Here is a 23,222-nt window from a genome sequence, read left to right as displayed (position 1 = left end):
CTCAGGCCTTTCCGGGATAGTCGCTGCGGGCATATTCGAGCCCCTTGACCAACGCGACGAGGGCCGCATTGACGGGGGTCGGCACGTTGAACTTGGCACCCCAACGCACGACGGAGCCGTGAATGTACTCGACCTCGGTCAGACTGCCGGATTGCAAGCTCTGCAACATCGACGTCTTGAACTCGGCAGGTAGACCAGCGGATGCCATCGTCCAGGCACGGCGCGGGTCGACAATCGAGATCTTGACGCCGGCAGCCTGCGCGACCGCGATGCCTTCTGAGATCGCGGCCAGCGCGCAATCTTCCAGGATGGGGAGCGAATAGAGACCACCATAAGTCAGCCCGGTAATGGCGGTAATTCCGCCTCCGGCGACGTTGATGAACAGCTTGTCCCACATCGTGCCCAGGATGTTGTCGCTGAGCAGCGTGAGAATTCCGGCACGATTGAAGGTGTCGGAAATTCGCTGTGCGCGTTCCGTCAAGCGCCCATCAAGTTCGCCGATGATTGTTTCCTTGCCGATGACGCCAGAGCGAACATGACCGGGGCCCAGCAGCACGCCACCGACATATGTCTTGCCTGCCATGACGCGGCCACGGCCGACTTCCTCCGATAAAATTTCCTCGTGGCCAAGACCGTTCTGCAGCGACATCACGACCGTCTGCGGCCCGATGATCGGCGCGGCGGTGCGGATCGCGTCGCGCGTATGGTAGGATTTGACGAGCACGATCACGAGGTCGGCCACCCCATCGACCTCGGCCGCGGAGGTGCACGCGGTGACCTTTGCAACGCTCTCGACCTCGCCCTCCAGCATGCGGAGGCCATGCGCATTGATCGCTTCGACGTGAGCACGGAATGGGTCGATCAGCCAGACGTCTGCCCCGCCCCGCGCCAGCGTGCCACCGATCGTCGAGCCCAAAGCCCCCGCGCCGACAAAGCAGATCCTCATCCGAACGCTTCTCCCTGCGCAACTTTGCTGTTGGAAGCTCGGATACCAGCCGACGAAACATTTTGATATGCTATGGGACTTATATTGATTATTGTGAATCACAATGACGCGTCATGACCTGCCCCACGCCAACCTGCTCGACCCCCGCCTATTGCGGCTGTTCGACGCGCTGTTCACCACGGGCAGCGTCACCAAGGCGGCCGAGAGACTGGGTCAAAGCCAGCCGACCGTTTCGATATGGCTTGCGCGCCTGCGGCAGGAACTCGACGATCCGCTGTTCGTCCGATCGCCGGAGGGAATGCTACCGACGCCTCGGGCCGAGGCGCTCATCGGCACTGCGAGGCAGGCACTGGAAATGCTGCGGCGGCTGGCCGAGCTGCGCACGGACTTCGATCCAGCCACCGCCAAACGGCGTTTCAGCATCTGCATGACTGACGCAAGCCATATTACGTTGCTTCCAGCCATCCTTGCCCATGTTCGCCGCGTCGCGCCGGGCATTCGGATCGAAGCGGCACAGATCGGCATGGACACTCCTCGCATGCTTCAGTCCGGCGAAAGCGATCTGGCGCTCGGCTACATCTCGGATCTTGATGCCGGCCATTTCCAACAGGCGCTGTTTCCGCAGGATTGGGTCTGTCTGGCGAACGCTCATCATCCTCGCATCAAGAACCGCATCACATTAAGAGATTTCAGGCGTGAGGCTCACGTGCTCATTCGGTCCGGCACGGGGCATCAACTGCTCGCTGACGCCTCTCGGGAACAGGGGATCGCGCCGGATATCGCGCTGGAGCTACCGGGCTTTCTCGGTCTGCCCGCAATCATCGGGACCACCGACCTGATCGCCACGCTGCCGCGCCACATCGGCGAAACCCTGGCACACTATTACGGGCTGCGCGTGCTCGCGTGCCCGCTACCAATCCCCAGCTTTACAGTCAAACAATACTGGCACGCCCGCTTCCATCATGATCCAGCAAGCCAGTGGTTGCGCGGCGTTTGCGCCGCGCTTTTCCAGCAGCAGGACGTCCGCGGCCTGCATCGCTCAGCCCGACCGCGAAGACGCAAGGCGACCTGACTGGCAGCATGGCAACAGCATCTGTTGCTCCACCACGCAGCTTCGATCCATTCTCGACGAATAGTCGGGGAATCCAACCATTATTGCATTTCCCAATAGAGCCTATCACGCCTCGCACATATACGCCGACGCTAAAGCCTCCTAATCCTTCCTCAAGCACCAGCGCGGCAGCCGCTGGAGAAGGCGGGAGGCCTATCGCTATTTGCGGTATCGACGCGTGACTTCGCGCGTCGGATAAGACCCTCAGCCGATGGAGGATCCATTGACCCATCGAAGCTCTGTTCCCTGTGGCACGATCATTCCTTTCTTGGCCTCCTGAGTGCCGGCATATGGCAGCGCGGGTTACTGGCTCTTGTCCCCAAGCGTCGGGGTTAAAGGACTTGGCTGATGTTGGGCGCGCTTTGTGGATTACGTTCGTCGATCCTAATCCCCTTGACAATGCCGGCGCGCTCGCTCGCGAGGACGGATCGTGACCTATCACTTCGACTTCAGCAGCCTGCTTCCCTATTGGCGGGACTTGCTGTTCGGCTGCGGGCTTACCCTCGCAATGACCTCCATCTCGGTTCTGCTGGGCTTCACGATTGGCTTGTTGACCGTGCTCGCTCGCCGCAGCAGCCTGAGGGCGCTGAACGTCCTGGCCATCGGCTACATCGAGATCATCCGGAATACGCCCTTCTTGGTGCAAGTGCTGTTCATCTATTTTGGCCTGCCCGCGTTGGGATTGAGCCTCGCTGCATGGCCGGCGGGCGTGATCGCGCTCAGCTTGAATGCCGGTGCGTTCGCGGCAGAGATCATTCGCGGCGGCATCGACGGTATTCCAAGAGGCCAGTTCGAGGCTGGCGCCGCGCTAGGTCTGCATCCTTTTCAGGTTTTGCGTTTCATTGTCTTCAAGCCCGCGCTGCGCGCGATCTACCCCGCCCTCGCAAGCCAGTTCGTTCTGTTGCTTCTGACCTCGAGCATCGTTTCGGCGATCTCGGCCGAAGAACTCACCGCAGCAGCCCAGTCCGTCGACACGCTGACATTCCGCAGCTTCGAGATCTACATCGTTGCCACGCTACTGTACCTGCTAATGGCGCTGGTTTTCTCACAGGCGTTCAAGGCAATCGAACGCCATGCGCTCGCCTACCCCGTAAGGTGAGAACCGCGATGATTCGTGACTTCGCTTTCCCTGAAATCCTGTCCATCGCAGCAGGCATCAAGGCAACGATATTACTCTCGTTGATCGCCTTCTGCGGCGGCGGCGGTGGCGGCCTCATCGTCGCCCTGCTGCGCACGGCCGAACGGAAGTGGGTGCGCTCGCTGGCCGCCATGTTCGTAGATTTCTTTCAGGGAACACCGATGCTCATGCAGTTGTTCCTGGTTTACTACGGACTTCCGGTCCTCGGATTTCACGTCAACGTATGGGTGGCTGCCAGCATAGGGTTAACGCTGCACGCCAGTGCTTTTCTCGGCGAGATTTGGCGTGGCGGCATCATGGCAGTGCCACGCGGCCAGATGGAGGCCGCGAGCGCGCTCGGTCTTGGTTATACATCTCGGATGATCGACGTTGTTTTGCCGCAGGCCTTCCGATTGTCACTCGCTCCGACGGTCGGCTTTTTGGTGCAGTTGATCAAAGGCACGTCGCTTACGTCTATCATTGGTTTCGTCGAGCTCTCGCGTTCGGCGCAGATCGTGGCGAGCACGACCTATCGTCCTCTCCTCGCCTACGGCATGGCGGGGCTTTGTTACTTCGCCCTGTGTTTCCCGCTTTCCCGTTACAGCAGCACGCTCGAGCGCCGGCTGGCGACTCGGAGTTGATCCTAACCTTCGAGATAAGAGCAAGGAGTGAAACGATGCCCAAATTCTCCCGTCGTCAGGTGTTGAGAGCCGCTGCCGGCGCCGCAACGCTGTCGCTTCTTGCGCGGGCAGCAAGCGCCGATACATTGCAAGACATTCGCAAATCGGGCGTCCTGAAAGCCGGCTGCCAGGTTGCGCAGGTCCCCTGGGGATTCAGCGACGACAAGGGGGTATTAACCGGCTTCGATGTCGAGTTCGTCCGGCTATTCGCTGCCGATCTCGGCGTAAAAGCCGAAATTTCTCCGGTTACGTCCTCTAACCGCGTCGCCGCGCTGCTGACAGGACAAGTGGACATGCTTGCCGCAGTCATGGGCATCTTCGCCGATCGACAAAAAGTCGTTCTGTTTGCGCGCCCTTATTGTGTCAATGACACTGTCTTCATTGGGAAAGTCGGACAGACCGTAAAGGGCTGGAGCGACATGACCGGGCTGCGGGTCGGCGTACCGCGTGGCACACCGCAGGACATAGCACTCACCAAGGCCGCACCGAAGGGCGCAACAATCCAGCGCTACGATGACGATGCCAATACTGTCCAAGCACTCATCGCCAACCAAGTCGATCTGATCGGCGGAGCCTCTACTCAGGTTCGAAACATCGCTCATGTGGCCGGCGACGGAAAATTCGAACAGAAATTCGTGCTGGCCCGTGCGTATAACGCCGCTGCATTTCGTCCCAGCGAGCGTGCGCTGGCCGATGCATGCAGCGCGTTTGTGGCCAATAGCCTCGCAAACGGTTCACTCCCAGCGCTGTTCGATCGATGGATCGGGACAAGTCTGCCGGATATGCCCGCCACCGGTGAGGGTAATGCGGCTTTGCCGATTTCGATGACCGCTTTGTAATCAGGGCTTCGCGTCCTGTTCAAAGAAGCTCTCGCCCGTCGCCGCCGATATCGCAAGTCTCGAGCCCGTCCGTTTTTTTCGCTAGAGTGTCCTAATCTACGACGGTCATGTAATTCGCCTGCACCGCGCGGCGCTCGCGCTGTATCTCACGATGCGAACGCACTAGGAGGGACAGAGCCAAAGTGGGTGTGTGACTTGGTCTCGACCACAGAGAGGATCGATCAACCCGAGTGTCCAACAGAAAGGCCCGTTCTTAGGCAAAAGCCTTCCAACCGGTTGATTTCGCTATGGTGGGCGCACCAGGGCTCGAACCTAGGACCCGCTGATTAAGAGACAGCTCTAGCCTGAAAAACTCAATGATTTACTGATCGCATGACCGAGCTTACCCGACCGCTAATGGGCATTCGTCGCACGATAATAGTCGTGGATGTCTGCGCACGCCCGCAGCGGAAACATCACGGAACTATCTCCAACAACCATCATCGTACTGTCCTTGATTTGCTGTCGCTTTGAGGCCCGTGCGATGGAGAGGCAGTGCGACGAAGTTCCAAAGATTGCCGGCACCGGTGCCCAACCGGAGTCGACCGCGTTGCTCCAGACGCGCGGCCAGCGGCGCGCCTGCTTCGACGCCAGCGCGATGGTGTGTGGCCCCTCACAATTGAATGAACTGGCGATTGAGACGTGCGGCGTCTGGACAGCCGACAAGTGCCAGCGTCGTATCGAACTCGGCAGTAAGGATTTGAAGCGCGTGACTAGCCCCTTCTTCGCCTGCAGCGGCGAGCCCATAAAGGATTGCACGTCCCAACAACACCGCTTTGGCACCGAGCGCTAACGCCTTTACCGCATCTGCTCCGCGGCGTATGCCGCCATCAACGAGGAGCGGCATCGCATTCTGATTCGAGATTTCCGCTAACAAATCTATGGGCGCCTGAACGTCCTCGATCTGCCTTCCGCCATGATTGGACAGAACGACGGCATCAACGCCAAGTTCCCGACATCGATTTACGTCGGTCGCAGTCATAATGCCCTTCACTATAAGCGTACCCGGCCAAGCGTCGCGGAGCGCCTGAAGATCCTGCCAACAGAAACTGGCATCCATCTGCCGGCGCATCAAGGCGGCCTGTGCATTCACGTCGGTTGCGTCAGGGCTGGCAAAATTTGCGAGCTGAGGCAATCCGTGGCGGATCTGGCCGAGCGCCCACCGTGGATGAGTTACGGCGTCCAGAACCGATCGGGGAGTTTGGCGGAACGGTATCGCAAACCCATTTCGCAGATCACGCTCCCTTTTGCCATTCACTGCAACATCGACGGTGAGGACCAGCACGCGGTAACCCGCGTCTTTGGCCCTGCGAACAAGCTGCTGCGCCAGATCTCGCTGCACGACGTAAAGCTGGAACCAAAGGTCACCGCCCGCTCGTTCCGCGACGTCCTCAATTGTCGCGTTTGATGCGGTCGAAAGGGCAAACGGGATCCCTGCGCTGCGAGCGGCCCGGGCTAACGCGACATCGCCATCAGGCCACAGAGCACCATTCAGGCCTGTCGGCGCGACCACAAAGGGCGTTGGAAGCGTCCGTCCGAACAGAGATATGGACGAACTGCGCTGGCTGACATCGACAAGCCGCCGAGGAGCAAAATTGATCGCCGCAAAAGCTTTGAGATTTCGGCGCAAACCGCGTTCGCTTTCGGCTCCCCCATCAAGATAGTCGAACACCATTCGTGGAAGGCGACGCTTAGCCAAGGTTCGATAGTCGTCCACGTTAATCGGGGTCACTGTAAGCCCTCAAGCCACACCGTTCTTATCACAAAGGTAACTCCAAACGGTTCCCGGCAAGGCACGTAACGGATGCCGAGCGAACGCAGTATCACGTCGACGGTTCAAGTCTCGGTGAAAGTGACCGCCGCGTTCTCGTCTTCGCTGAAGCTGACGCTCGTGCGACGCGGGCTGCGGTTGACCATGAGACGGACGACGTCACCGCGGGCGTAGTGCCCCGTGGGGTCGTAAGCTGCCTTGGCGATTGCAATCATTGACAGGTCTACGTCAGCATAGAGGATGCCTTCCTTGTCTTGCGGCAGATGCTCGCACATCGGCTGACCATCGGGACCGAAAATCATCGAATAGCCTCCACCCGGCTTCGCTCCCTCCGCGTTCAGCAAATCGGCCTTTTCCGGAGTATCGCAAAGCATGTCGAACATATCCTGACCAGTAATTGCCGAGGCATGCAGGACGAAGCAACCTCCCTCTAGCGCATAGATCTGGCTGGCGGCGAGATTCACCTCATGGCCCAAAGCGTAGGCCTTGCCGCGATACAGCGTAAAAGATGGCCACGACGCCACGTGAACTTGCTCGTTCATCGAGTACATGGCGTATTTCGACAACGGCTGAATGTGCTCGGCGCAGCACAAGGCTCCGAGACGTCCGACACTGCTTTCGACGACGCGGAAATCAGACCCATCTCCTTCGCCATAGAGCGTACGTTCGACGTGTGTCGGCTTCAGCTTTCGGCGCTTGAAGATGATCTCTCCCGCATCGCTGATAAAGACCTGACTTAGGTAGAGCGTTCCTCCGTCGATTTCGGAGAAGCCCATCACAACATTGATTTTCGCTTCGGCGGCGGCCGCACACAGTGCGAGGATTTCGGGCCCATCAGCACGCAGCGAATTGGCGTGATAGCGGGGTACAAACTGCATTCCCCAAGCCGGCGTCCCGAGCCAAAGCCACCAAGGATAGCCCGGAATCCAGACCTCCGGGAACGCCAGCAGCTTCGCCCCCGCTGCACCCGCCTCCGCAATGAAACCAATCGCCTTGGCCACGGAAGCTGGCGCATCCATGAATACCGGCGCAGCCTGAACGACCGCGACTTTGAATTTCGTGTCCTGCATGCGAGTTCTCCGAACTAGGTTTTCAAGTTGTGGGGAATGACGCGGACCGGTCCAGATCGGACTCGACCATGCGCCGGCGTATCCGGAACGGATCAAGGCGCCACTTTTCCGGAACGAGAGAAACCGCGCCGCCCGGAGCTGCCACCATTGTCAGGATCGCAAGCAGCCCGACCCCGATGAAGTACGAGGCGCCATAGCCCGCGAAGGTCTCGCGGAGCAGGAAATACACGATCGTACCTACGATCGGGCCCTCCAACGTTCCGATGCCTCCGAGTACAGCAATGAAGATTGCCGCCGCGGTCCAGTTCAGCGAGAAAGAGGCATCCGGCGTAACCTGAAGCGTATTCATGTACGAGACGGCGCCGGCAAGCCCCGATATGACAGCGCAGAGCACCCAAAGCGCGATCTTCGCACGAGCAACCGGAACGCCGCTCGCAAGCGCGGCAGGTTCGGAGTCACGCACACTCATCAATGCAAGTCCCAGCGAGCCGCGCAGCACCTGCCGGCTTGCGACCAGCGATCCCACACCGACGAACAGCGCTGCCCAGTAGACTCCCGCGTTGCGCGTCCACCGATCGATGTCGCTCATCGCCTCCAGCGGCATGCCGCCTCCTGCGCCCAGCCATGGCGCATTCAACGTCAGGATCCGCATCATCTCAGCGAGAACCCATGTGCCCACCGCGAAGTAAGCACCGCTCAAACGGAACATCGGCCAGGCCGAAACGAGGGCGAAAGCAGCCGCGAAGACGGCCGCGGCGGGCAGCAGCAAAAACGGATTCAGATGCAACTGGTTCGAGAGCGCGAAGAGCGAATAGGAGCCGACGCCGACAAAGACATGCAAACCGATGGCGACCAGGCCGCCGTAGCCTGCGAGCAGATTCCAGGCGAGCGCGACAGCGAAGAGCGTGAAGACTTCGACGAGCAGCCGCTGGACGGCGAACGTCGACAGCCAGGGCATCGAAACTGCGAGCACAGCGGCAATGAGGAGCGCCGCCGCTGAGGACATCCGCACCAATGTTGTCCTGGAATTCACACGTGACATGGTGGCCACGGTCATGACGGCGCCTTTCCGAACAAGCCCTGGGGACGGGCGAGCAGTGCCACGAGAAATGCGAGATGGCCGAAGAAGGGACCGAGACCAGAGGCGATCTTGGCGCCGAAAAGCTGTGCGACGCCGATCACCAGTCCGCCGAACAACGTACCCCAGATATTGCCGAGCCCACCGAGCACCACCGCCTCGAACGAATAGAGAAGCCGCTCGGGTCCAGCCGTTGGCGAAAAGGGCGTCCGGAGAGCGTAGAGCACCGCTGCCACACCGATCATCGAAAAGATGACGCCGGTCACAATCCCGAACAGCCGCCTATCGTTCACGCCGACCAGCCTTGCAGTGCCGGGGTCATCCGATACGGCGCGTGCCTGACGCCCGAAATGGGTGTGACCGACCAGCCAATGCGTCGCACCGAGCAGTGCGATGCTCGCGAGCGCAGAGACAAGCGGAAGAACTCCTATGGAAACGCCAAGAACGTTAAACCCAAGACCGGCGAGATCACCGGCCGGCAAGCTCCGCGTGTCGGCAGTAAACATCTCCTGAAGGACATTCTGCAACACGATAGAGAGACCGAACGTCAGGAGCAGCGGCGCGAGGGCATCCCGTCCCACGACACGGTTGAGCAAAATAATCTGAAGGATCCAACCGAGCGCGAACATCACCGGAATGACCACGAGCAACGCGGTAAGCGCACCGACGCCTGCTCCGCTCATGACAACGCTGGTGATATAGGCCCCGACCACGATCAGATCGCCGTGGGCGATGTTGATCATGCGCATGACCCCGACGCTCAGACTCAGACCAAGTCCGAACAGCGCGTAAAGCGCCCCCAGCATCAGCCCGTTCAACAACGTTTCTGCCGCGATCTGCATGATCAATCTCCGAAATACGCAGCCGATACGCGCGCGTAATCGGCCGTCTTCGAGATGCCCTCGAGCACGACGTTCCCCTTCAATATGCAGTAGTACCTGGACGACTTGGAGAGCGCGCGACGCACGTTCTGCTCGACAAGGACCACCGCCATGCCTTCCCCGATAACGGTGCCGAGCAGCTCGTAGACCGTCTCGACAGCGACCGGCGAAAGACCGAGTGATATCTCGTCGCAGAGAAGGAAGTCTGGATTCGTGACCAGCGCCCGACCAACCGCCACGAGCTGCTGCTGACCGCCAGAAAGAGCCGTGGCAGGACGAGAGCGCAGTTTCTCGAGAACCGGCAGTTCCCGGTAGAGACGGTCAGGCGTCCATGGTCCTGGGCGGCCGTTTCGCGCGGCGAGAAGCAGATTCTCCTCGACGGTCAGGCTCGGAAACAGCCGGCGACCTTCCGGCACCAGCGCAATTCCGCGACTTAGCTGATCGATCTCGGCCGAGCCGCCGACCGGCTTTCCGTCGAGCAACACACTCGGAGCGGCAACCGGGACAGAGCCGACGATGGCGCGAAGCAGCGTCGACTTGCCAGCGCCATTTGCGCCGATCAGTGAAACGACCTCGCCGCGCCCGACCGAGAAGTTGATGCCGAACAAGGCCTGAAACATGCCGTAGTTCGCGTTGAGATGCTCAGTGGACAGCATGGGACGCCTGCTCGTCGAGATCGGATCCGAGATATACGTCGCGAACTTCGCGGCTGCTCATGACCGCGCTGGGCGCACCGTCGCCGAGCAATCTTCCCTCCGACAGCACGAGCAGGCGATCGGCGGACGAGACCAGCGCATGGACGAGATGCTCGATCCAGATCACCGTCACGCCGGCTTTGTGGATCGCGGTGACGAGTTCCAGCAACTCTGCGACTTCGGCGTCCGTCAACCCGCCCGCGACTTCGTCGAGCAGTAGCAACCTTGGCTCGGTCGCTAGTGCCCGGGACAATTCAAGCCGCTTGCGCTGGAGCAAGGTCAGGCGGCCGGCTCCCGTGTCGCCGAGATGCTCGAGGCCGCAACGAACGAGTGCTTCGCGTGCTTTCTGCTCAGCTTGCTTGCCGCGCAGAGCGGCCCCGAAAGTGGCCGCCACGAGCGCGTTCTCGAACACGGTCATGCCCTGGAACGGCTGCGGGATCTGGAATGTCCTGCCGACGCCGGCACGGCAACGCGCATCGGCGCCGAGCGCAGTGACGTCTTCCCCATCGAGATAGACCGCTCCGGAATCGCAACGCAGGTTACCGGAGATAAGGCCGAACAGAGTGGTCTTACCCGCCCCATTCGGCCCGATGACTCCGACGAACTCGCCTGCCTGAACCCCAAGCGTCAGGCCAGGGATCACGACCATGTCGCGATAGCGCTTGCTGACATCCCGCAGTTCGAGCAACGCTGTCATGGCCGTCAGCTCTTCAGACGTTCGAGTTTGCGCTCGGCCTTGATTTCGGGCGCAGTGCTGTTGCTCGTGATGTAGAGGTGCGGCTTTCCGCCGTCCTCGACATGCCACTGTCCTCCGACCACCCGGATCTTCGAAACATTGGCGATGCCGCTTCCACCGAAGTCGAGACTTCCGATGACCGTATCGGTCTTGAGCTTGCGCAGGCTCTCGACGACCTTGCCCGGGGATTTCGGATCACCGCTTGCCTTCAAGGCTTGAATCCCGGCCTCGAACAAGGCGTGCGCGACGCCGATCGGTTGCGTCCACTCCCGCTTTGTCGTTTCCTGATAGGAAGCCGCAAGCTCAGACGCGGTTTGCCCGGTCAGGCTCGAGCGGAACGGGTAGCTCGGCAGCCACCAGATTTCTGTGGACATGCCTTCCGCGCGCGGTCCGAGAGCCGCCACACCGCCCGGGAAGAGCAACGCCTTCGCGATGGTACAAACCTTCGGCTTGAATCCCATCTGGGCAGATTGATTGAGAAAGGTCGCCCATTCCGGTGGGTTGAACAGGCCGGTGACGATCTCCACGCCTTCCTTCTTGAAGGCCTGGATGTGGGTCGAGAAATCGTCCGCTCCGACCGGGAAGCGCCCGACATCGACGATCTTGTAGCCGGCCTTGGCGAAGGCACCAGGCATGCCGAGCTTCGCGTCGCCCATGGCGTTCCCGGGAACGTCATTCGAGAAGACGGAGCCGACCACCTTGTTGGTGTCCGCGTCCTTCCAGATGTCGAGATAGACGGCCGCAATGTCCTCGATCCCCCAGAAGAAATGAAACACGTTCTTGAATCCCTTGGCCGGATCGCCCTTCATCGGGAACATCCACGCCTGCCACGGACCCATCGTCGAAATGCAGGGTACGCCGTTGAGCTCGCATTGCTGCGAAACTGCCGGACCGATCGAGACCTGCGCGAGCATCAGGTCGATGTTCTCCTTGTTGATCAGCTCGGCGGCGAGATTGGACTGCCGATCCGGGCTGCTCTGATCGTCGCGCGCGATGATCTCGACCTCATATTTCGAACCTCCCACCGAAAACCCGCCGGCGAGCGACTTCCTGACCTGATCGAGGATGAAATCGTCCGCCTCGGCAAACGGTGCGAACGGCCCGGTTTTCGGACTGATGTAGCCGATGCGGATTTTCTTATCGGCGGCAGCCCACGCGCGGCCGGTCGATCCGAGCGTCGCGCCTGCCGTTAACGCCGCTGCGGCCTTGAGAAAATCGCGGCGCGCGAGGTCGGCAATACCAGTCTCGGGGACAAGACTGGGGTTAATCTTCGAAACCATGAATGCTCTCCGATGCAAAGATGCTGACCGAATTGACGGCCCTACATTGGTCAGCTCTGTCGAAGGCGGCTTGGTTCGGGCGGAACAGAAACTTGTCTGAGACGGCTAGACGAGGTCCTCGCGCCACAGGAAAACAATCCGGGCCAACCCGGGAAATTGGCATATTTCGTGCTTGATCGGCCCCGAAATTGAGCAATAAACTTCGCATTGGCGGATGACTGTCAGTGATCGACCGCCGAAGGGGCACCCAAGAACCCCATCGTAACGGACCGAGGGGAATCAAGAGATGCTTCTAGAAGCCACAAAGATTGCTTCGATGCAGTCGTGCTTCGCCTCGACGGCGAGCCTTCCGCCGCGAGAGCGCTTCGACTATTGGCACGACGTTGTGAGCCGCAACCTCGTCGACCTGGACTACCGGTTGGTCGGCGAAGCTCAGTTCGATGCGAGCTTCCACTCCACACCGATCAATGGTCTCGACCTGTGCCGCATCAAGGCTTCTCCCCACGTGGCTCAGCGAAGCGCCGCAGGCATCTCCCGCGCAGACCACTCGATGCTGGTCTTCAACTTCGTCCTCTCGGGCTCGTTGGTCGCCGAGCAGGATGGGCGCCTGGCGCACTTGAAGCCCGGCGACGGTGCACTGTGTGACGCAACGAAACCCTACAAGCTTTCCTCGCACGAAGCGTTCGAGCTTGCCTGCGTTCGAGTCCCCCGCGAGCAGTGCATCGGCCGGATCCCGCACCTCAATCGTCTCTCGGCGTGCAATTTGGGCGAACGATCTGAGCTCGCGCCAATGGTCTTTGGCTACTTGTCACATCTCGTCGATCGCGCGCCCCATCTCACGAGCCGTGCAGCCGGCCTCAAGATATCGCAGAACTTCAAGGACCTTCTGCTCGCCCTGCTAGTGGAATTGGCCGACTCCTGCGCGCCCTCGCTTACCGAATATCGGAGCCTGGCTCTGATGAGGATCAAGGAGACGGTCGAGCGCAACGTTCACGACGCCGATCTGACACCGGCGACGATCGCAGCCGAGCTCAAGCTGTCGGCACGATACATCAACCAGCTGCTCGAAGCCGAGGGGACCTCGTTGTCGCGCTACATATGGTCGAGACGGCTCGATCGCTGCGCCGAACAGCTAAAGGACCCGGCTTTGCGCGCGCGCGGCGTGTCACAGATCGCGATGGACAACGGGTTCAACGATCTCAGCCATTTCAGCAAGGCCTTCCGCATCAAATTCGGAGTGGCGCCGCGCGACTATAGAAATGGTCAGGCGATGCATTCCTGATGTCCCGGCGCTGACCCGCTCAGCCCAGGCAACCACGTTGGGCCCAATTCATACCGTGAGGTGGGCGAGAATCTGCTGTCGATCGAGCTCGGACGCAGGCGCGCTCAGGACGATTTCTCCGTGGTCCATGATCACGATCCGGTCGGCCACCCGGTCGACCAATGTCAGGTTCTGTTCGACGACCAGAAACGACGCCCCGGCGTCCTTCTGCGCGAGCATGAGTTCGGCCATACGAACGACGTTCTCGAACTGAACCCCCTCGGTCGGCTCGTCGATCACTATCATGGCCGATCCCTCCGAGAGGCCGCGCACAAAGGACAGCAGCCTCTTCTCGCCGCCCGAGAGCGTTCCGGCGTGCTGGCTGCGGCGTTCGGAGAGCCGCGGAAAGGCGCGAAAATAGGGCTCGAACTCGTCGAGCCGGCGATCAGTGCGCATCAACGACAGATTTTCCGCGACGGTGAGGTCATCAAATACCACCCTCTCTTGCGGGCAATAGGTCAAACCCAGTGTCAGGTTCTCCGACGGTCGCTTGCCTGTGATCTCAACGCCCGCGAGCCGCACTGCTCCGCCCATTGGTCGCAGGAATCCGCACGCAAGCTTCGCAAGGGTCGATTTTCCCACGCCATTGCGACCAAGCAGACACACCACCTCTCCCCGACCGATCGAAATGCTGACATCGCGGACGACGCGTCCCGACCCATACCCGCCGGAGATATTCTGGATCTCGAAATACCCGCCTGTCACCGGGAGCCCCCAACATAGACCGCGCGAACTTCCGGATTTCGCTGCACCTCCTCGACGCTGCCGTCCGCGAGAAAGCGGCCTTGATGCAGCACGACCACGCGGTCGGCGAGGCGGCGCACGAGCTCCATGTCGTGCTCGATGATGATGACGCGCAGGTTGAGCTCGCCTCGCGCCCACTGGATCGCGTCAATCACCGCCGCGGTCTCTTCGTGCGACAGCCCCGCACAGGGCTCATCCAGCAGCAACATGCGCGGCTCGGTGATAAGCGCCATGGTGAGCTCGAGAATTTGACGCTCGCCATGGGAGAGAGCAGATGCCGACCTTGTTCCAGCATTCAGGAATTGGAAGCGCCTCCGCATCTCTTCAAGCAACGGCGAGGTCCATTCAAACAGACCGAGCCGAAGCAGATCGAGCCCCCGCCAACGCCCGGCCCAAAGCGCGACCGCCAAATTTTCATCGATCGTCAACTTCGGAAACACCGACGGCGTCTGGAATTTGCGGGCGACGCCCTTATTTGCGACGATCGCCGGCTCCGGTCGAAGAACATCCGTTCCATCGATGACAATCCGGCCACCCCGCCTCGGCAGCACACCGGTCATGACATTGAGCGTCGAGGTTTTGCCGGCTCCGTTCGGGCCGATAACACACAGCACGGCTTCCTCGCCGGTGCGCACCGACAGGCCATCGAGGATCGTCACATCCCCCACGCGCACACATACATCCTCAAATGCCACAGAGAGAGACGTCGCAATGCGCGGCTTACCGGGGGCTGTTGATCGGACGCGTGTGGAAGTCCTCGCGAACGAGAATCGCCGCAATGGCGCAAAGAGAGTCATGAGTCCGCCGGGAAGACGAAGCACGACGACGATGAAGAACAAAGCGATACCAATCTCCCACCAAGGGAAGCGATCGCGCAACTCGGCCGACAGAACCCCGACGACGACGGCGCCGATCACAGGCCCGAGTACGGTGCCACGACCGCCCACCGCAGCAAAAATCACCAGGTCACCGGAGAAGGCGAAGCCCGCAAGATCGGGCGTCACGAGGTTTTGCTGCGGAGCATACAGGGCTCCCGCAAGCCCGGCGAGACCGGATGCTACAGCAAACGCTGCTGCTTTAATAACAGCAACGTCATAACCGAGAAAGGCGAGCCGCCGCTCGTTGTCGGCGATCGCGCGCCACAGCACACCAATTGGGGCACGCACGAGGTAGTCGACGGCGGCGATGCTCAACCCCAAGAGAATGGCAATGAGATAGTAGAGGTCGAGAAAGCCATCCAGGCCGGGCAGGCCCGGAATATTGCGAAGCCCATTGAATCCCCCCGTGACGCTGCTCCAGCCGTTCGCCACCTGAAATGCCGCCAGCGTCAAGGCGAGCGTCATCAATGAGAATGACGGGCCTTGCTCAAACCGCCCTCGAAACACCAGAGCAGCGAATGCAAAGGCAAGAACAGCGACGAGAACGCAAGCGGCAGGCAGCGCGAGATAAGCGATCGGCGACGAGCCGAGAGCCAGCAGCCCATGTGCCGTGACGTAGGCGGCGATCGCGACAAACATTCCCTGCCCGAGCGGCAGGATTCCAGCCTGCCCCCAAGCGAGACCAACACCCAAGGCGGCCAGGCCGTAAATGAAATAGAGTCCGAGCTGATAGGCCCAGAACTCGCCCATGAATGGCGGAATGAGGAGCAGGAACGCCAGTATCAGGACGTTACGGACGAGGAAATAGGCCACGGGGTCGCTGCCAGAGGAAGAGGATGGAGATGAGGAGCATCGCAAGATAGGCCGAGGTCGGGCTGACGGCGGCCGATAGAACGCTTTGCAGACCACCGATGATAGTCGCGCCAGCGAACAGGCCCGATACCGTTCCCATTCCGCCGACCACCAGCGCGAAGAATGAGTTCACGATGAAAGTGAGCCCCATGAATGGTTCGACCGGCGTGAGCGGCGCGACCATGACTCCGGCGACACCTGCCAATGCGGTGCCCGTGACGAAGGTGTTTCGCGCGAGTTCACGCGTTCGGATACCGACCGCCTCCGCAAGCACGGGATTGCCGACCATGGCACGGATCCGAGCCCCGGTCGGAGCGCGGCGGTACCAGATGAACAGGCCGGCAAGCACCAAGGCGGCGACCGCCATCAGCACCAATCGGTACGCTGGATAGGATTCACCAAAGAGGCTCAACGAACCACCGATTGGTATCTCGACGCTGCGATAACCGCGGCCAAACGCAAGCTCGACGCACTTGCGAAGCAGCAGTCCCAGCCCCCAGGTCGCCAGGAGCGTCTCGAACGGTTCGTAGTGCAATGGCCTTATCAGGCATCGCTCCACGACAAAGCCGATGGCCCCACAAACCAGCGCCGCGGCCGGCACTGCGAGCAAATATGGAAGCCCTGCCCTTTGCACCACGTAGGCGGCATACGCGCCCATCATGATGAACTCGCCATGCGCGATGTTCAGGACGTTCAACAAGCCCATCACGACGGCCAGGCCCAGGACCAGGATCGCAAGGATCAGGGCTTCGTAGACGACGTTGAGTCCCTGCGTGAAGAGCAAAGCTTCCATTCTCGGCGACCTCTTCAGGTACAGGACTGCTGTGTCGGTACGGCTGCAAACTTGTCGATCACAGTGAACTTCGTTCCCTCGCAACGAGCCAGGAAGATGTTTTTCGCGGTGTGACGATGCGTCATGGTCATCGACCCGCTCGGGGTCTCGAACTGCACACCCTCGGCCGCCGCGGCGAACTCCTTGGCCGCGAGCGATTTCGACTTGGTCGTCACGGCAGCGGCGAACACAAAGGCATCATAAAGGCCCTTGGAGATCGTGCACTGCTGCGGCGCCTTATCGCCATACTTCTTGGTCAGCTCGCCAATGAAGGCCTTGTTCTCCGGAAGGTCGAGATCCGCGAAGTAGCCGAGGCTCGAATACAGGTTCTTGCTGGCGTCCTTCCCGATTCCGATCAGCGTATTCTCCTCCAGAAGGCACGACAGGCGAACGATATCGTCCGACAAATTGAAGTCGGCGAAGGTGCGGTTGAAATTGACATTGTCACCGCCGACCAAGGTTTGCAGCACGATAGCGGGCTTCGCAGACTTGATCTTGGCCACCGTGTTCTCGAACTTGTTCGGCGCGCCAAGCGGATAATAGTCCTCCGCGACGACGGTGCCACCGAGATCCGCGATGTATTTCTTTGCCTTTTCATTGGTCGTGCGTGCCCAGACGTAGTCGTTGCCGACAAGGTAGAAGGTCTTCCCCTTGGCGAGTTCGACCATTTTCGGAAGCGTCTTCTGCAGCTCCTGCTCGGGTACTTCGCCGAGAAAGTAGACGTTTGACGAGCAGTCATCGCCCTCGAACACGGGCGTGTAAACGTAGGGTATTTTGCCCTTGACGACGTTCTCCACGCCCTGCCGGACAGCGCTGTCGTGCGACCCGAAGATCATCTCGACCTTGTCGCTCAACATCAACTTGACGGCGCTCTTGGCCACCTCGGCAGGCGGAGCACCCGCATCGGCGAAGATGATTTCGACCTGACGTCCGAGAATTCCACCCTTGGCATTGATGGTCGCAGCACCCAGTTCTGCAGCCGCGCGTTGCGCAGGGCCGAACAAGGCAGCTGGCCCAGAATCGGCGACAAGAACGCCGATCTTGAGGACGTCCGCGGCCAAAGCTGGGCGAATGATTGCGGGCGCCCCGATCGCAAGGGCCGCTGCGCCGGCGGCGCGGACGAGGTCGCGACGAGTCATCTTGATCGATGTAACCACTTTTTCCTCCAATGATGGCATAACGATATGTGCGATCGGGTCAGGGCGTTGGCGGCGTCGGAAGCACCGTCTCGAGCGCGATAGCAAGCGAGAGCAGTTCTCGATCCCTGCCGGCGGGAGCGTCGAATTCGAGACCGACCGGCAGACCAGCCGAGGTCAGGCCGACGGGGAGGCTAATGCCGGGAAGGCCCGCATTGCTTCCCGGATCAGTGTTACGGATGACGGCTGCGAAGGTCGGAATGGCCCGGCCGTTGAGCATCACGCTATCGTCTTCACCGATGAGTGGCGGCGGCAGCGGTGTCGTTGGAAAGGCGATCGCATCGACCTTGTTTTCAGCAAAGCATGCCCGATAAAGAGAGATCAGTTTCGGTCGATGGACGTCCATAGCCTCCCGATAGGCCTGTTCTGGAACTGACGTCGCAGGGTTCAGCAAAGGAGCGAGAACGGCTTTCACGTCAGGGCTGGCTACGTCCGCGACGATCTCGGCAAAGCGCGGAGTGATGCCTTCGTCCCGTAGATAGGCATCGAGGTCACGCTTAACTTCATAAAGCGCCACCGTGAACGAAACGGCCTCGTTAAGCGCGGCAACCTCGTGCAGATCGACCTCGATCAAGGTGATGCCAGCGCGCTTGAGCACGTCGAGAGCCGCTTCGCATAGACCGGCAGTCCCCCGCTCTAGGTCATCCCAGAAGAATGACCTGGGCACGCCGATCCGGAGGTCCGAAAGCTGCTTCATTGGGACGGGATTGGCATCCCCCGTCACAGCAGCGTCGAGGGCTGCGAGGTCGACCGAATGTCGCGCCAGGGGCCCCGCGGTGTCACGCGTCGACGAGATCGGAACGATGCCAGCCTGGGACCACCGCGATACCGTTGGCCGAAAGCCCGCCACCCCGCAAAAAGCGGCAGGAACGCGGACCGATCCACCAGTGTCGGAGCCGATGCTGGCCGGGACCAGCCTGGCCCCTACGGCCGCACCAGAACCACCGCTCGAACCTCCCGGTATGTGGCCGTCCCCAAATGGATTCCTGATGGCTCCGAACGCCGAATTGTTTGAGCTGATACCAAACGCCAATTCGTGCATTCCGGTCTTGCCGAACGGAAGCGCGCCAGCGTCCTTCAAGGCTTTGACGACCGGTGCGTCCGTTTTGGGCCTGTGCGTGCGCAATCCGGGCGTACCGGCCGTCGTAGGCAGGCCAGCGGTATTGATGTTGTCCTTGAATGCGATTGGCACCCCATGGAGCGATCCAAGCGGTTGACCAGCCTGTCTATGCTGATCGGCGCGGCGAGCTGCCGCCATGACCTGGTCTACATCGAGCGTGACGAATGCGTTCAGCGCACTGAACGTGTTCGCGCGCTCGAGCAGCGCCGAAGCAAGCGCCTCTGCGGTGATATCGCCGGAGCGGATCGCGGCAGCGGCCTCCACCACGCCCATTTCGTGCAGATTTTTCATGGCCAGTCCCAGAAATTGCTTCCAGGACACGATTGATAGGAGGCCTCGGCCCGAGCCGGTATCAACACAAATGTGGAGCGCGCGCGACCGCACTGCAACACGGGCGCGACGCCGCCTCGATTCTAAGTGGTCGAGGTCTGCTTCGGCTCAGCTGATCGGCTTCTCGCGCGCCACCAGGGCCGCAAGTTCGGCACGGTTGGCACAGCAGCGCTTCCGCATGGCGTTGTTGATGTGCGTGCGCACGGTTGCAAAGCCGATGTTGAGCAGCCGCGAAATATCTCGATCCGTGCAGCCCCTCGCGACCAAGCTCGCGACGTCGCTTTCGCGCGCGGTCAAGTCCTCGTACCTGTGCATGCCCCGCAACATCGCGCCGCGCAGGAACGGCTCAAGACCGGTAAGAAGGTCGATCTCGCGACTTTCGAAATCCGGGCGACCCACCGCGCGCCAAATCCTGAAGTCACCGAGGTCGCGATCGCCGTCGAAGACATACATGTTGATGCCATGATGCAGGCCATCTCGAGCCAGGAAGTCGTTGTAGAACTCGGTACGGATCATATCGCGGCGAGACAACACCTCTTCAACGAACGATGCGCGACGGCGCAGGCGAAGCTTGGCAGTCATCGGGTCGTGAAACTGAAACCAGTCGTCGTAGCGCTTCAGATTCTGCGGATCCATGTTGAGCGAGACGCCGTGTTGGAAATTCGCGCTTTCCGACCGCCAGACATACGATGCGACGAAGTCGGCGCGCAGCAGCCGCAGCAGGTCCGGAAGAATTGATTGCCTCAGGTCGGCGCCCGGGTCCATGCGCTGAAGTCGCACGACGATGTCACCGAACAGCTTCAGGTCTTGCGAAACAATGTCGCGGACGCGGTTCATCGATCTTTCCCTCCTCCCGGCGACCGAAGCAATTTTCTTGCCATCATAGGCAGAGGCGGCGGTACCGATAAAGGGATTAATTCAGGACAGCCCAACCCGGCGCGCGTCCCAAGCTCGAAGCTACCCGCTTTCTACTAACGGGACAGGTATCTAAACCATTGCATCACAAACCTCTTTAGCTGCTGTCGCAACTCGTTAGGGCTGTTGTCCGGACTTTCGGTCAGCGTTTACGGCTTCCTGTCGACGTCAGCCGCCTCAACTCGTCCAGCAGCTTCACCGCCGGAACGGCCAGGAGACCCCGCCGGCGGCGAAACGCCATCAGTCTACGCCTCCCATCGACCCCGGCGATCGAAAGGGGAGCAATGAGACCAGCGCGCCGTTCCGGCTCGAACATCGGCTCCGCCATCCAGCTCAGAAAACCGGAATCCACGATGAGACTCTTGAGCACCGTGATCGAGCGCGTCCTGACGATGACGTCGGGCATGCCGAGGCCTTGTTCGGCGAACACACGTTCGACGTGCTGATGCGGCCCGGTGCCGGGCGGCGGGATCGTCCATTTCTCGTGAAGCGTATCGGCGAGCGTCAACTTTCGACGACGCCTGAGAGGATGCCCGGGCGAAACGATCACGTGGCTCGTGTCTTCCCAATAGCAATCACGGATCGCAACGATTTCGTCAGTGTCGGGCGCTTCTGCGCCCAGGGCCAGATCAATCTCGTGCTTGGACAGACTCGCAGCCAGGAGATCCCAGACACCTTCAAATACTTCGAAATGGAGGCCAGGCCACTTGCTCAAGGTGCGCTCGATCGCCGGCGGCAGGATCGAGCTCGCGATGCTCGCAACAGCGCCAACGCGGACGGTTCCCTTCGCCGCGCCGCGCAACGCCTGAATTTCCTCCAGGGCTTGCGAGGCTTCGGCCTGCAGCGACGCCGCGTGCGGCAAGAAAGCCTTTCCGATGTCGGTCAGCTGCATACCCTTGGAATGGCGCTCGAAAAGCTCGGTACCAAGCTGCTGCTCCAGCCGTTTGATTGCCCGGCTGAGCGCGGGCTGCGTCATGTTCAGCAGGGCCGCGGCCCGACCCAGGCTGCCGGCCTTGACGATGGTGGTGAAGGTCGTCAGTTGTTCGATGCTCAATGCCATAACCAAGTGTAATGGCTTTTCCTGATTTATTCAATTCTCTGCAACAGCCTCCGTCCCCTAGTGTTCGGTCAACGACGAAAAACGGGATGGAGCGGACATGGCCAAGGGGACGGATACGTTCGAGCAGCGACGCGTGACTGCGCCAACCGTGCGCGATGCCGTCATCGATCTGCTGCGTCGTCTCGACATGACGTCCATCTTCGCCAACCCCGGATCGACGGAATTGCCGCTGTTCCGGCACTTCCCGGACGATTTCCGCTACGTTCTCGGCCTCCAGGAGGCCGCTGTGGTCGGCATGGCCGACGGGTTTGCGCAGGCAACGCGCAATGCATCCTTCGTCAATCTACATTCGGCCGCCGGCGTCGGCAATGCGATGGGAAACATCTTTACGGCGTTCAAGAACCGAACGCCTCTCGTCATCACGGCCGGCCAGCAGGCCCGATCCATCCTTCCTTTCGATCCGTTTCTGGCCTCCCGCGAAGCCACCGAGCTTCCGAAGCCTTATGTGAAATGGAGCATTGAGCCTGCTCGTGCCGAGGACGTGCCACACGCCATCGCGCGGGCCTACTACATCGCCATGACTCAACCCTGCGGTCCCGTCCTCGTTTCGGTGCCCGTGGACGACTGGGATCGTCCCGCCGAATACCTGCCGACGCGCACCGTGAGCCAGCAGGTTCGGCCCGCTCCAGCCATTCTCGAGCAGATTGGAGACGTTCTCGATCGTTCCAAGCGACCGGCTTTCGTCGTCGGAGCGGCCGTCGATCGCGACGGCGCGTTCGACGAGGTCCGCAAGCTCGCCGAGGCACATAATGCGCGTGTCTTCGCGGCCCCGATGTCCGGCCGTTGCAGCTTCCCCGAGGACCACCGGCTGTTCGCCGGGTTTCTGCCGGCAATCCGCGAGAAGATTGTCCACCTGCTTCAGGGACACGATCTCATCTTCGCGATCGGCGCGCCGGCGTTCTCGTATCACGTGGAGGGGTTCGGTCCGCATCTGCCAGCTGGAGCCGAGCTCTGCCAATTGACTGACGATCCGCAAACCGCCGCATGGACGGCCGAGGGAATGGCTGCGATCGGGAGTGTGCGGTTGGGCCTCCTGGACCTTCTAGCGCGTGCAACGCCACCCAGGCGCGATACCCCTCCTGCTCGCATCATCGCACCGAGGGTGCAACCGACAGCGCCTCTCTCGACTGCCTTCGTTATGCAAACCATTGCAGACAAAAAGCCTGCAGATGGCATCATCGTCGAGGAAGCGCCCGGCGCCAGGTCTGTGATGCAGGCGCACTTGCCCATCACGCAGAGTGAAGCTTTCTACACCATGGATAGCGGCGGCCTCGGCTACGGTATGCCGGCGGCGGTGGGCGTTGCGCTCGGCAAGCCCGGGCGCCGAGTGATTTCCCTGATGGGCGATGGCTCGAGCCTCTACTCGATCCAGGCAATCTGGAGCGCGGCACAGCTCGGCCTCCCCGTGACCTTCGTCATTCTCAAGAACGGGCGCTATGCCGCCTTACAGGACTTCGCGCCCGTATTCGGCTTCGGCTCGCAAGAACACGTTCAGGGTACCGACCTTCCTGGGCTCGATTTCGTCTCGATTGCAAAGGGCTTGGGCTGCCCCGCAGTCCATGTCGATAAAGCCGAGGCTCTTCATGATGCTTTAGCGAAGGCATTTTCGTCCGAGCGACCGACACTGATCGAAGTCGAGGTCGAGGACAGAGACTTACAGAAATAGAACAG

At 60.7% G+C, this 23,222-nt stretch carries 21 protein-coding genes and 1 tRNA gene; 6 read left to right on the top strand and 16 right to left on the bottom strand.

Annotated features, from left to right (window positions below; translation table 11 throughout):
* Position 1: 1 nt before the first annotated feature.
* Positions 2-946 (bottom strand): ketopantoate reductase family protein, encoded by a 945-nt coding sequence (locus tag XI06_RS09880; RefSeq protein WP_271605194.1) that lies wholly within the window; start codon positions 944-946, stop codon positions 2-4.
* A gap of 103 nt (positions 947-1,049) precedes the next feature.
* On the opposite strand from XI06_RS09880, the gene XI06_RS09875 reads away from it, so the two are divergent.
* The 4 genes from XI06_RS09875 to XI06_RS09860 all read left to right on the top strand — a co-directional run bounded on the left by XI06_RS09875 (position 1,050) and on the right by XI06_RS09860 (position 4,693).
* Positions 1,050-2,018, top strand: a complete 969-nt coding sequence (locus XI06_RS09875) for a LysR family transcriptional regulator (protein WP_271605193.1) — start codon at positions 1,050-1,052, stop codon at positions 2,016-2,018.
* Positions 2,019-2,487: 469 nt separating this feature from the next.
* Complete coding sequence (locus XI06_RS09870) at positions 2,488-3,156, top strand: amino acid ABC transporter permease (RefSeq protein WP_011089138.1); 669 nt, start codon at positions 2,488-2,490, stop codon at positions 3,154-3,156.
* 8 nt (positions 3,157-3,164) lie between these two features.
* The gene (locus XI06_RS09865) at positions 3,165-3,815 is read left to right on the top strand and encodes an amino acid ABC transporter permease (RefSeq protein ID WP_271605192.1); all 651 of its coding nucleotides are present in this window, start codon (positions 3,165-3,167) and stop codon (positions 3,813-3,815) included.
* 35 nt (positions 3,816-3,850) lie between these two features.
* Positions 3,851-4,693, top strand: coding sequence for a transporter substrate-binding domain-containing protein (locus tag XI06_RS09860; RefSeq protein WP_271605191.1), 843 nt, complete (start codon positions 3,851-3,853; stop codon positions 4,691-4,693).
* Positions 4,694-4,981: 288 nt separating this feature from the next.
* On the opposite strand, the gene XI06_RS09855 is transcribed toward XI06_RS09860, so the two are convergent.
* The 8 genes from XI06_RS09855 to XI06_RS09820 form a co-directional block, all read right to left on the bottom strand.
* A tRNA-Ser gene (locus tag XI06_RS09855) sits at positions 4,982-5,085 on the bottom strand.
* Between the two features lie 260 nt (positions 5,086-5,345).
* Positions 5,346-6,464 (bottom strand): alpha-hydroxy-acid oxidizing protein, encoded by a 1,119-nt coding sequence (locus XI06_RS09850; RefSeq protein WP_271605190.1) that lies wholly within the window; start codon positions 6,462-6,464, stop codon positions 5,346-5,348.
* Between the two features lie 104 nt (positions 6,465-6,568).
* Positions 6,569-7,573, bottom strand: a complete 1,005-nt coding sequence (locus XI06_RS09845; protein ID WP_271605189.1) for a nitrilase — start codon at positions 7,571-7,573, stop codon at positions 6,569-6,571.
* A gap of 22 nt (positions 7,574-7,595) precedes the next feature.
* Entirely contained in the window at positions 7,596-8,630 is a 1,035-nt protein-coding gene (locus XI06_RS09840; RefSeq protein WP_271605188.1) for a branched-chain amino acid ABC transporter permease, read from the bottom strand.
* Positions 8,627-9,493, bottom strand: a complete 867-nt coding sequence (locus tag XI06_RS09835) for a branched-chain amino acid ABC transporter permease (RefSeq protein ID WP_271605187.1) — start codon at positions 9,491-9,493, stop codon at positions 8,627-8,629. The genes XI06_RS09840 and XI06_RS09835 overlap by 4 nt, the downstream gene beginning before the upstream one ends.
* 2 nt (positions 9,494-9,495) lie before the next feature.
* Positions 9,496-10,188, bottom strand: coding sequence for a branched-chain amino acid ABC transporter ATP-binding protein (locus XI06_RS09830; protein WP_271605186.1), 693 nt, complete (start codon positions 10,186-10,188; stop codon positions 9,496-9,498).
* Positions 10,175-10,924, bottom strand: coding sequence for an ABC transporter ATP-binding protein (locus tag XI06_RS09825; protein WP_271605185.1), 750 nt, complete (start codon positions 10,922-10,924; stop codon positions 10,175-10,177). Before XI06_RS09825 ends, XI06_RS09830 begins: the two co-directional genes overlap by 14 nt.
* Positions 10,925-10,929: 5 nt before the next feature.
* Entirely contained in the window at positions 10,930-12,243 is a 1,314-nt protein-coding gene (locus XI06_RS09820) for an ABC transporter substrate-binding protein (protein ID WP_271605184.1), read from the bottom strand.
* A 316-nt stretch (positions 12,244-12,559) separates the two neighbouring features.
* Between XI06_RS09820 and XI06_RS09815 the strand changes: the two genes are divergently transcribed.
* Positions 12,560-13,525, top strand: a complete 966-nt coding sequence (locus tag XI06_RS09815) for a helix-turn-helix domain-containing protein (protein WP_271605183.1) — start codon at positions 12,560-12,562, stop codon at positions 13,523-13,525.
* Between the two features lie 48 nt (positions 13,526-13,573).
* On the opposite strand, the gene XI06_RS09810 is transcribed toward XI06_RS09815, so the two are convergent.
* From XI06_RS09810 to XI06_RS09780, 7 genes are all read right to left on the bottom strand, one after another.
* Positions 13,574-14,269: an ATP-binding cassette domain-containing protein gene (locus tag XI06_RS09810; protein ID WP_271605182.1), complete on the bottom strand. Its 696-nt coding sequence runs from the start codon at positions 14,267-14,269 to the stop codon at positions 13,574-13,576.
* Complete coding sequence (locus XI06_RS09805) at positions 14,266-15,999, bottom strand: branched-chain amino acid ABC transporter ATP-binding protein/permease (RefSeq protein WP_271605181.1); 1,734 nt, start codon at positions 15,997-15,999, stop codon at positions 14,266-14,268. Before XI06_RS09805 ends, XI06_RS09810 begins: the two co-directional genes overlap by 4 nt.
* Positions 15,977-16,831, bottom strand: a complete 855-nt coding sequence (locus tag XI06_RS09800) for a branched-chain amino acid ABC transporter permease (protein ID WP_271605180.1) — start codon at positions 16,829-16,831, stop codon at positions 15,977-15,979. Before XI06_RS09800 ends, XI06_RS09805 begins: the two co-directional genes overlap by 23 nt.
* A 14-nt stretch (positions 16,832-16,845) precedes the next feature.
* Entirely contained in the window at positions 16,846-18,027 is a 1,182-nt protein-coding gene (locus XI06_RS09795) for a substrate-binding domain-containing protein (protein WP_271605179.1), read from the bottom strand.
* Between the two features lie 40 nt (positions 18,028-18,067).
* Positions 18,068-19,477, bottom strand: coding sequence for an indoleacetamide hydrolase (gene iaaH / locus XI06_RS09790; RefSeq protein ID WP_271605178.1), 1,410 nt, complete (start codon positions 19,475-19,477; stop codon positions 18,068-18,070).
* A gap of 147 nt (positions 19,478-19,624) precedes the next feature.
* Complete coding sequence (locus XI06_RS09785; protein WP_271605177.1) at positions 19,625-20,353, bottom strand: helix-turn-helix transcriptional regulator; 729 nt, start codon at positions 20,351-20,353, stop codon at positions 19,625-19,627.
* 220 nt (positions 20,354-20,573) lie between these two features.
* Complete coding sequence (locus XI06_RS09780; RefSeq protein ID WP_271605451.1) at positions 20,574-21,491, bottom strand: LysR family transcriptional regulator; 918 nt, start codon at positions 21,489-21,491, stop codon at positions 20,574-20,576.
* A gap of 97 nt (positions 21,492-21,588) precedes the next feature.
* On the opposite strand from XI06_RS09780, the gene mdlC reads away from it, so the two are divergent.
* Complete coding sequence (gene mdlC, locus XI06_RS09775; protein ID WP_271605176.1) at positions 21,589-23,217, top strand: benzoylformate decarboxylase; 1,629 nt, start codon at positions 21,589-21,591, stop codon at positions 23,215-23,217.
* The last annotated feature ends 5 nt before the right edge of the window (positions 23,218-23,222 follow it).

Origin of the sequence: Bradyrhizobium sp. CCBAU 11434 (genome assembly GCF_028128895.1) — a bacterium.
In the GTDB taxonomy this organism is placed as follows: Bacteria; Pseudomonadota; Alphaproteobacteria; order Rhizobiales; family Xanthobacteraceae; genus Bradyrhizobium; species Bradyrhizobium zhengyangense.
Note: the sequence above shows the minus strand (reverse complement) of the source record. Positions and strands in the feature narration are given on the sequence as shown.

Coding starts and splice junctions, on each gene's coding strand:
- XI06_RS09880 (WP_271605194.1), bottom strand. CDS start 946: ATGAGGATCTGCTTTGTCGGCGCGGGGGCTTTGGGCTCGACGATCGGT.
- XI06_RS09800 (WP_271605180.1), bottom strand. CDS start 16,831: ATGGAAGCTTTGCTCTTCACGCAGGGACTCAACGTCGTCTACGAAGCC.
- XI06_RS09825 (WP_271605185.1), bottom strand. CDS start 10,924: ATGACAGCGTTGCTCGAACTGCGGGATGTCAGCAAGCGCTATCGCGAC.
- XI06_RS09815 (WP_271605183.1), top strand. CDS start 12,560: ATGCAGTCGTGCTTCGCCTCGACGGCGAGCCTTCCGCCGCGAGAGCGC.
- XI06_RS09780 (WP_271605451.1), bottom strand. CDS start 21,491: ATGGCATTGAGCATCGAACAACTGACGACCTTCACCACCATCGTCAAG.
- XI06_RS09845 (WP_271605189.1), bottom strand. CDS start 7,573: ATGCAGGACACGAAATTCAAAGTCGCGGTCGTTCAGGCTGCGCCGGTA.
- mdlC (WP_271605176.1), top strand. CDS start 21,589: ATGGCCAAGGGGACGGATACGTTCGAGCAGCGACGCGTGACTGCGCCA.
- XI06_RS09830 (WP_271605186.1), bottom strand. CDS start 10,188: ATGCTGTCCACTGAGCATCTCAACGCGAACTACGGCATGTTTCAGGCC.
- XI06_RS09865 (WP_271605192.1), top strand. CDS start 3,165: ATGATTCGTGACTTCGCTTTCCCTGAAATCCTGTCCATCGCAGCAGGC.
- XI06_RS09820 (WP_271605184.1), bottom strand. CDS start 12,243: ATGGTTTCGAAGATTAACCCCAGTCTTGTCCCCGAGACTGGTATTGCC.
- iaaH (WP_271605178.1), bottom strand. CDS start 19,477: ATGAAAAATCTGCACGAAATGGGCGTGGTGGAGGCCGCTGCCGCGATC.
- XI06_RS09875 (WP_271605193.1), top strand. CDS start 1,050: ATGACGCGTCATGACCTGCCCCACGCCAACCTGCTCGACCCCCGCCTA.
- XI06_RS09860 (WP_271605191.1), top strand. CDS start 3,851: ATGCCCAAATTCTCCCGTCGTCAGGTGTTGAGAGCCGCTGCCGGCGCC.
- XI06_RS09840 (WP_271605188.1), bottom strand. CDS start 8,630: ATGACCGTGGCCACCATGTCACGTGTGAATTCCAGGACAACATTGGTG.
- XI06_RS09785 (WP_271605177.1), bottom strand. CDS start 20,353: ATGAACCGCGTCCGCGACATTGTTTCGCAAGACCTGAAGCTGTTCGGT.
- XI06_RS09835 (WP_271605187.1), bottom strand. CDS start 9,493: ATGCAGATCGCGGCAGAAACGTTGTTGAACGGGCTGATGCTGGGGGCG.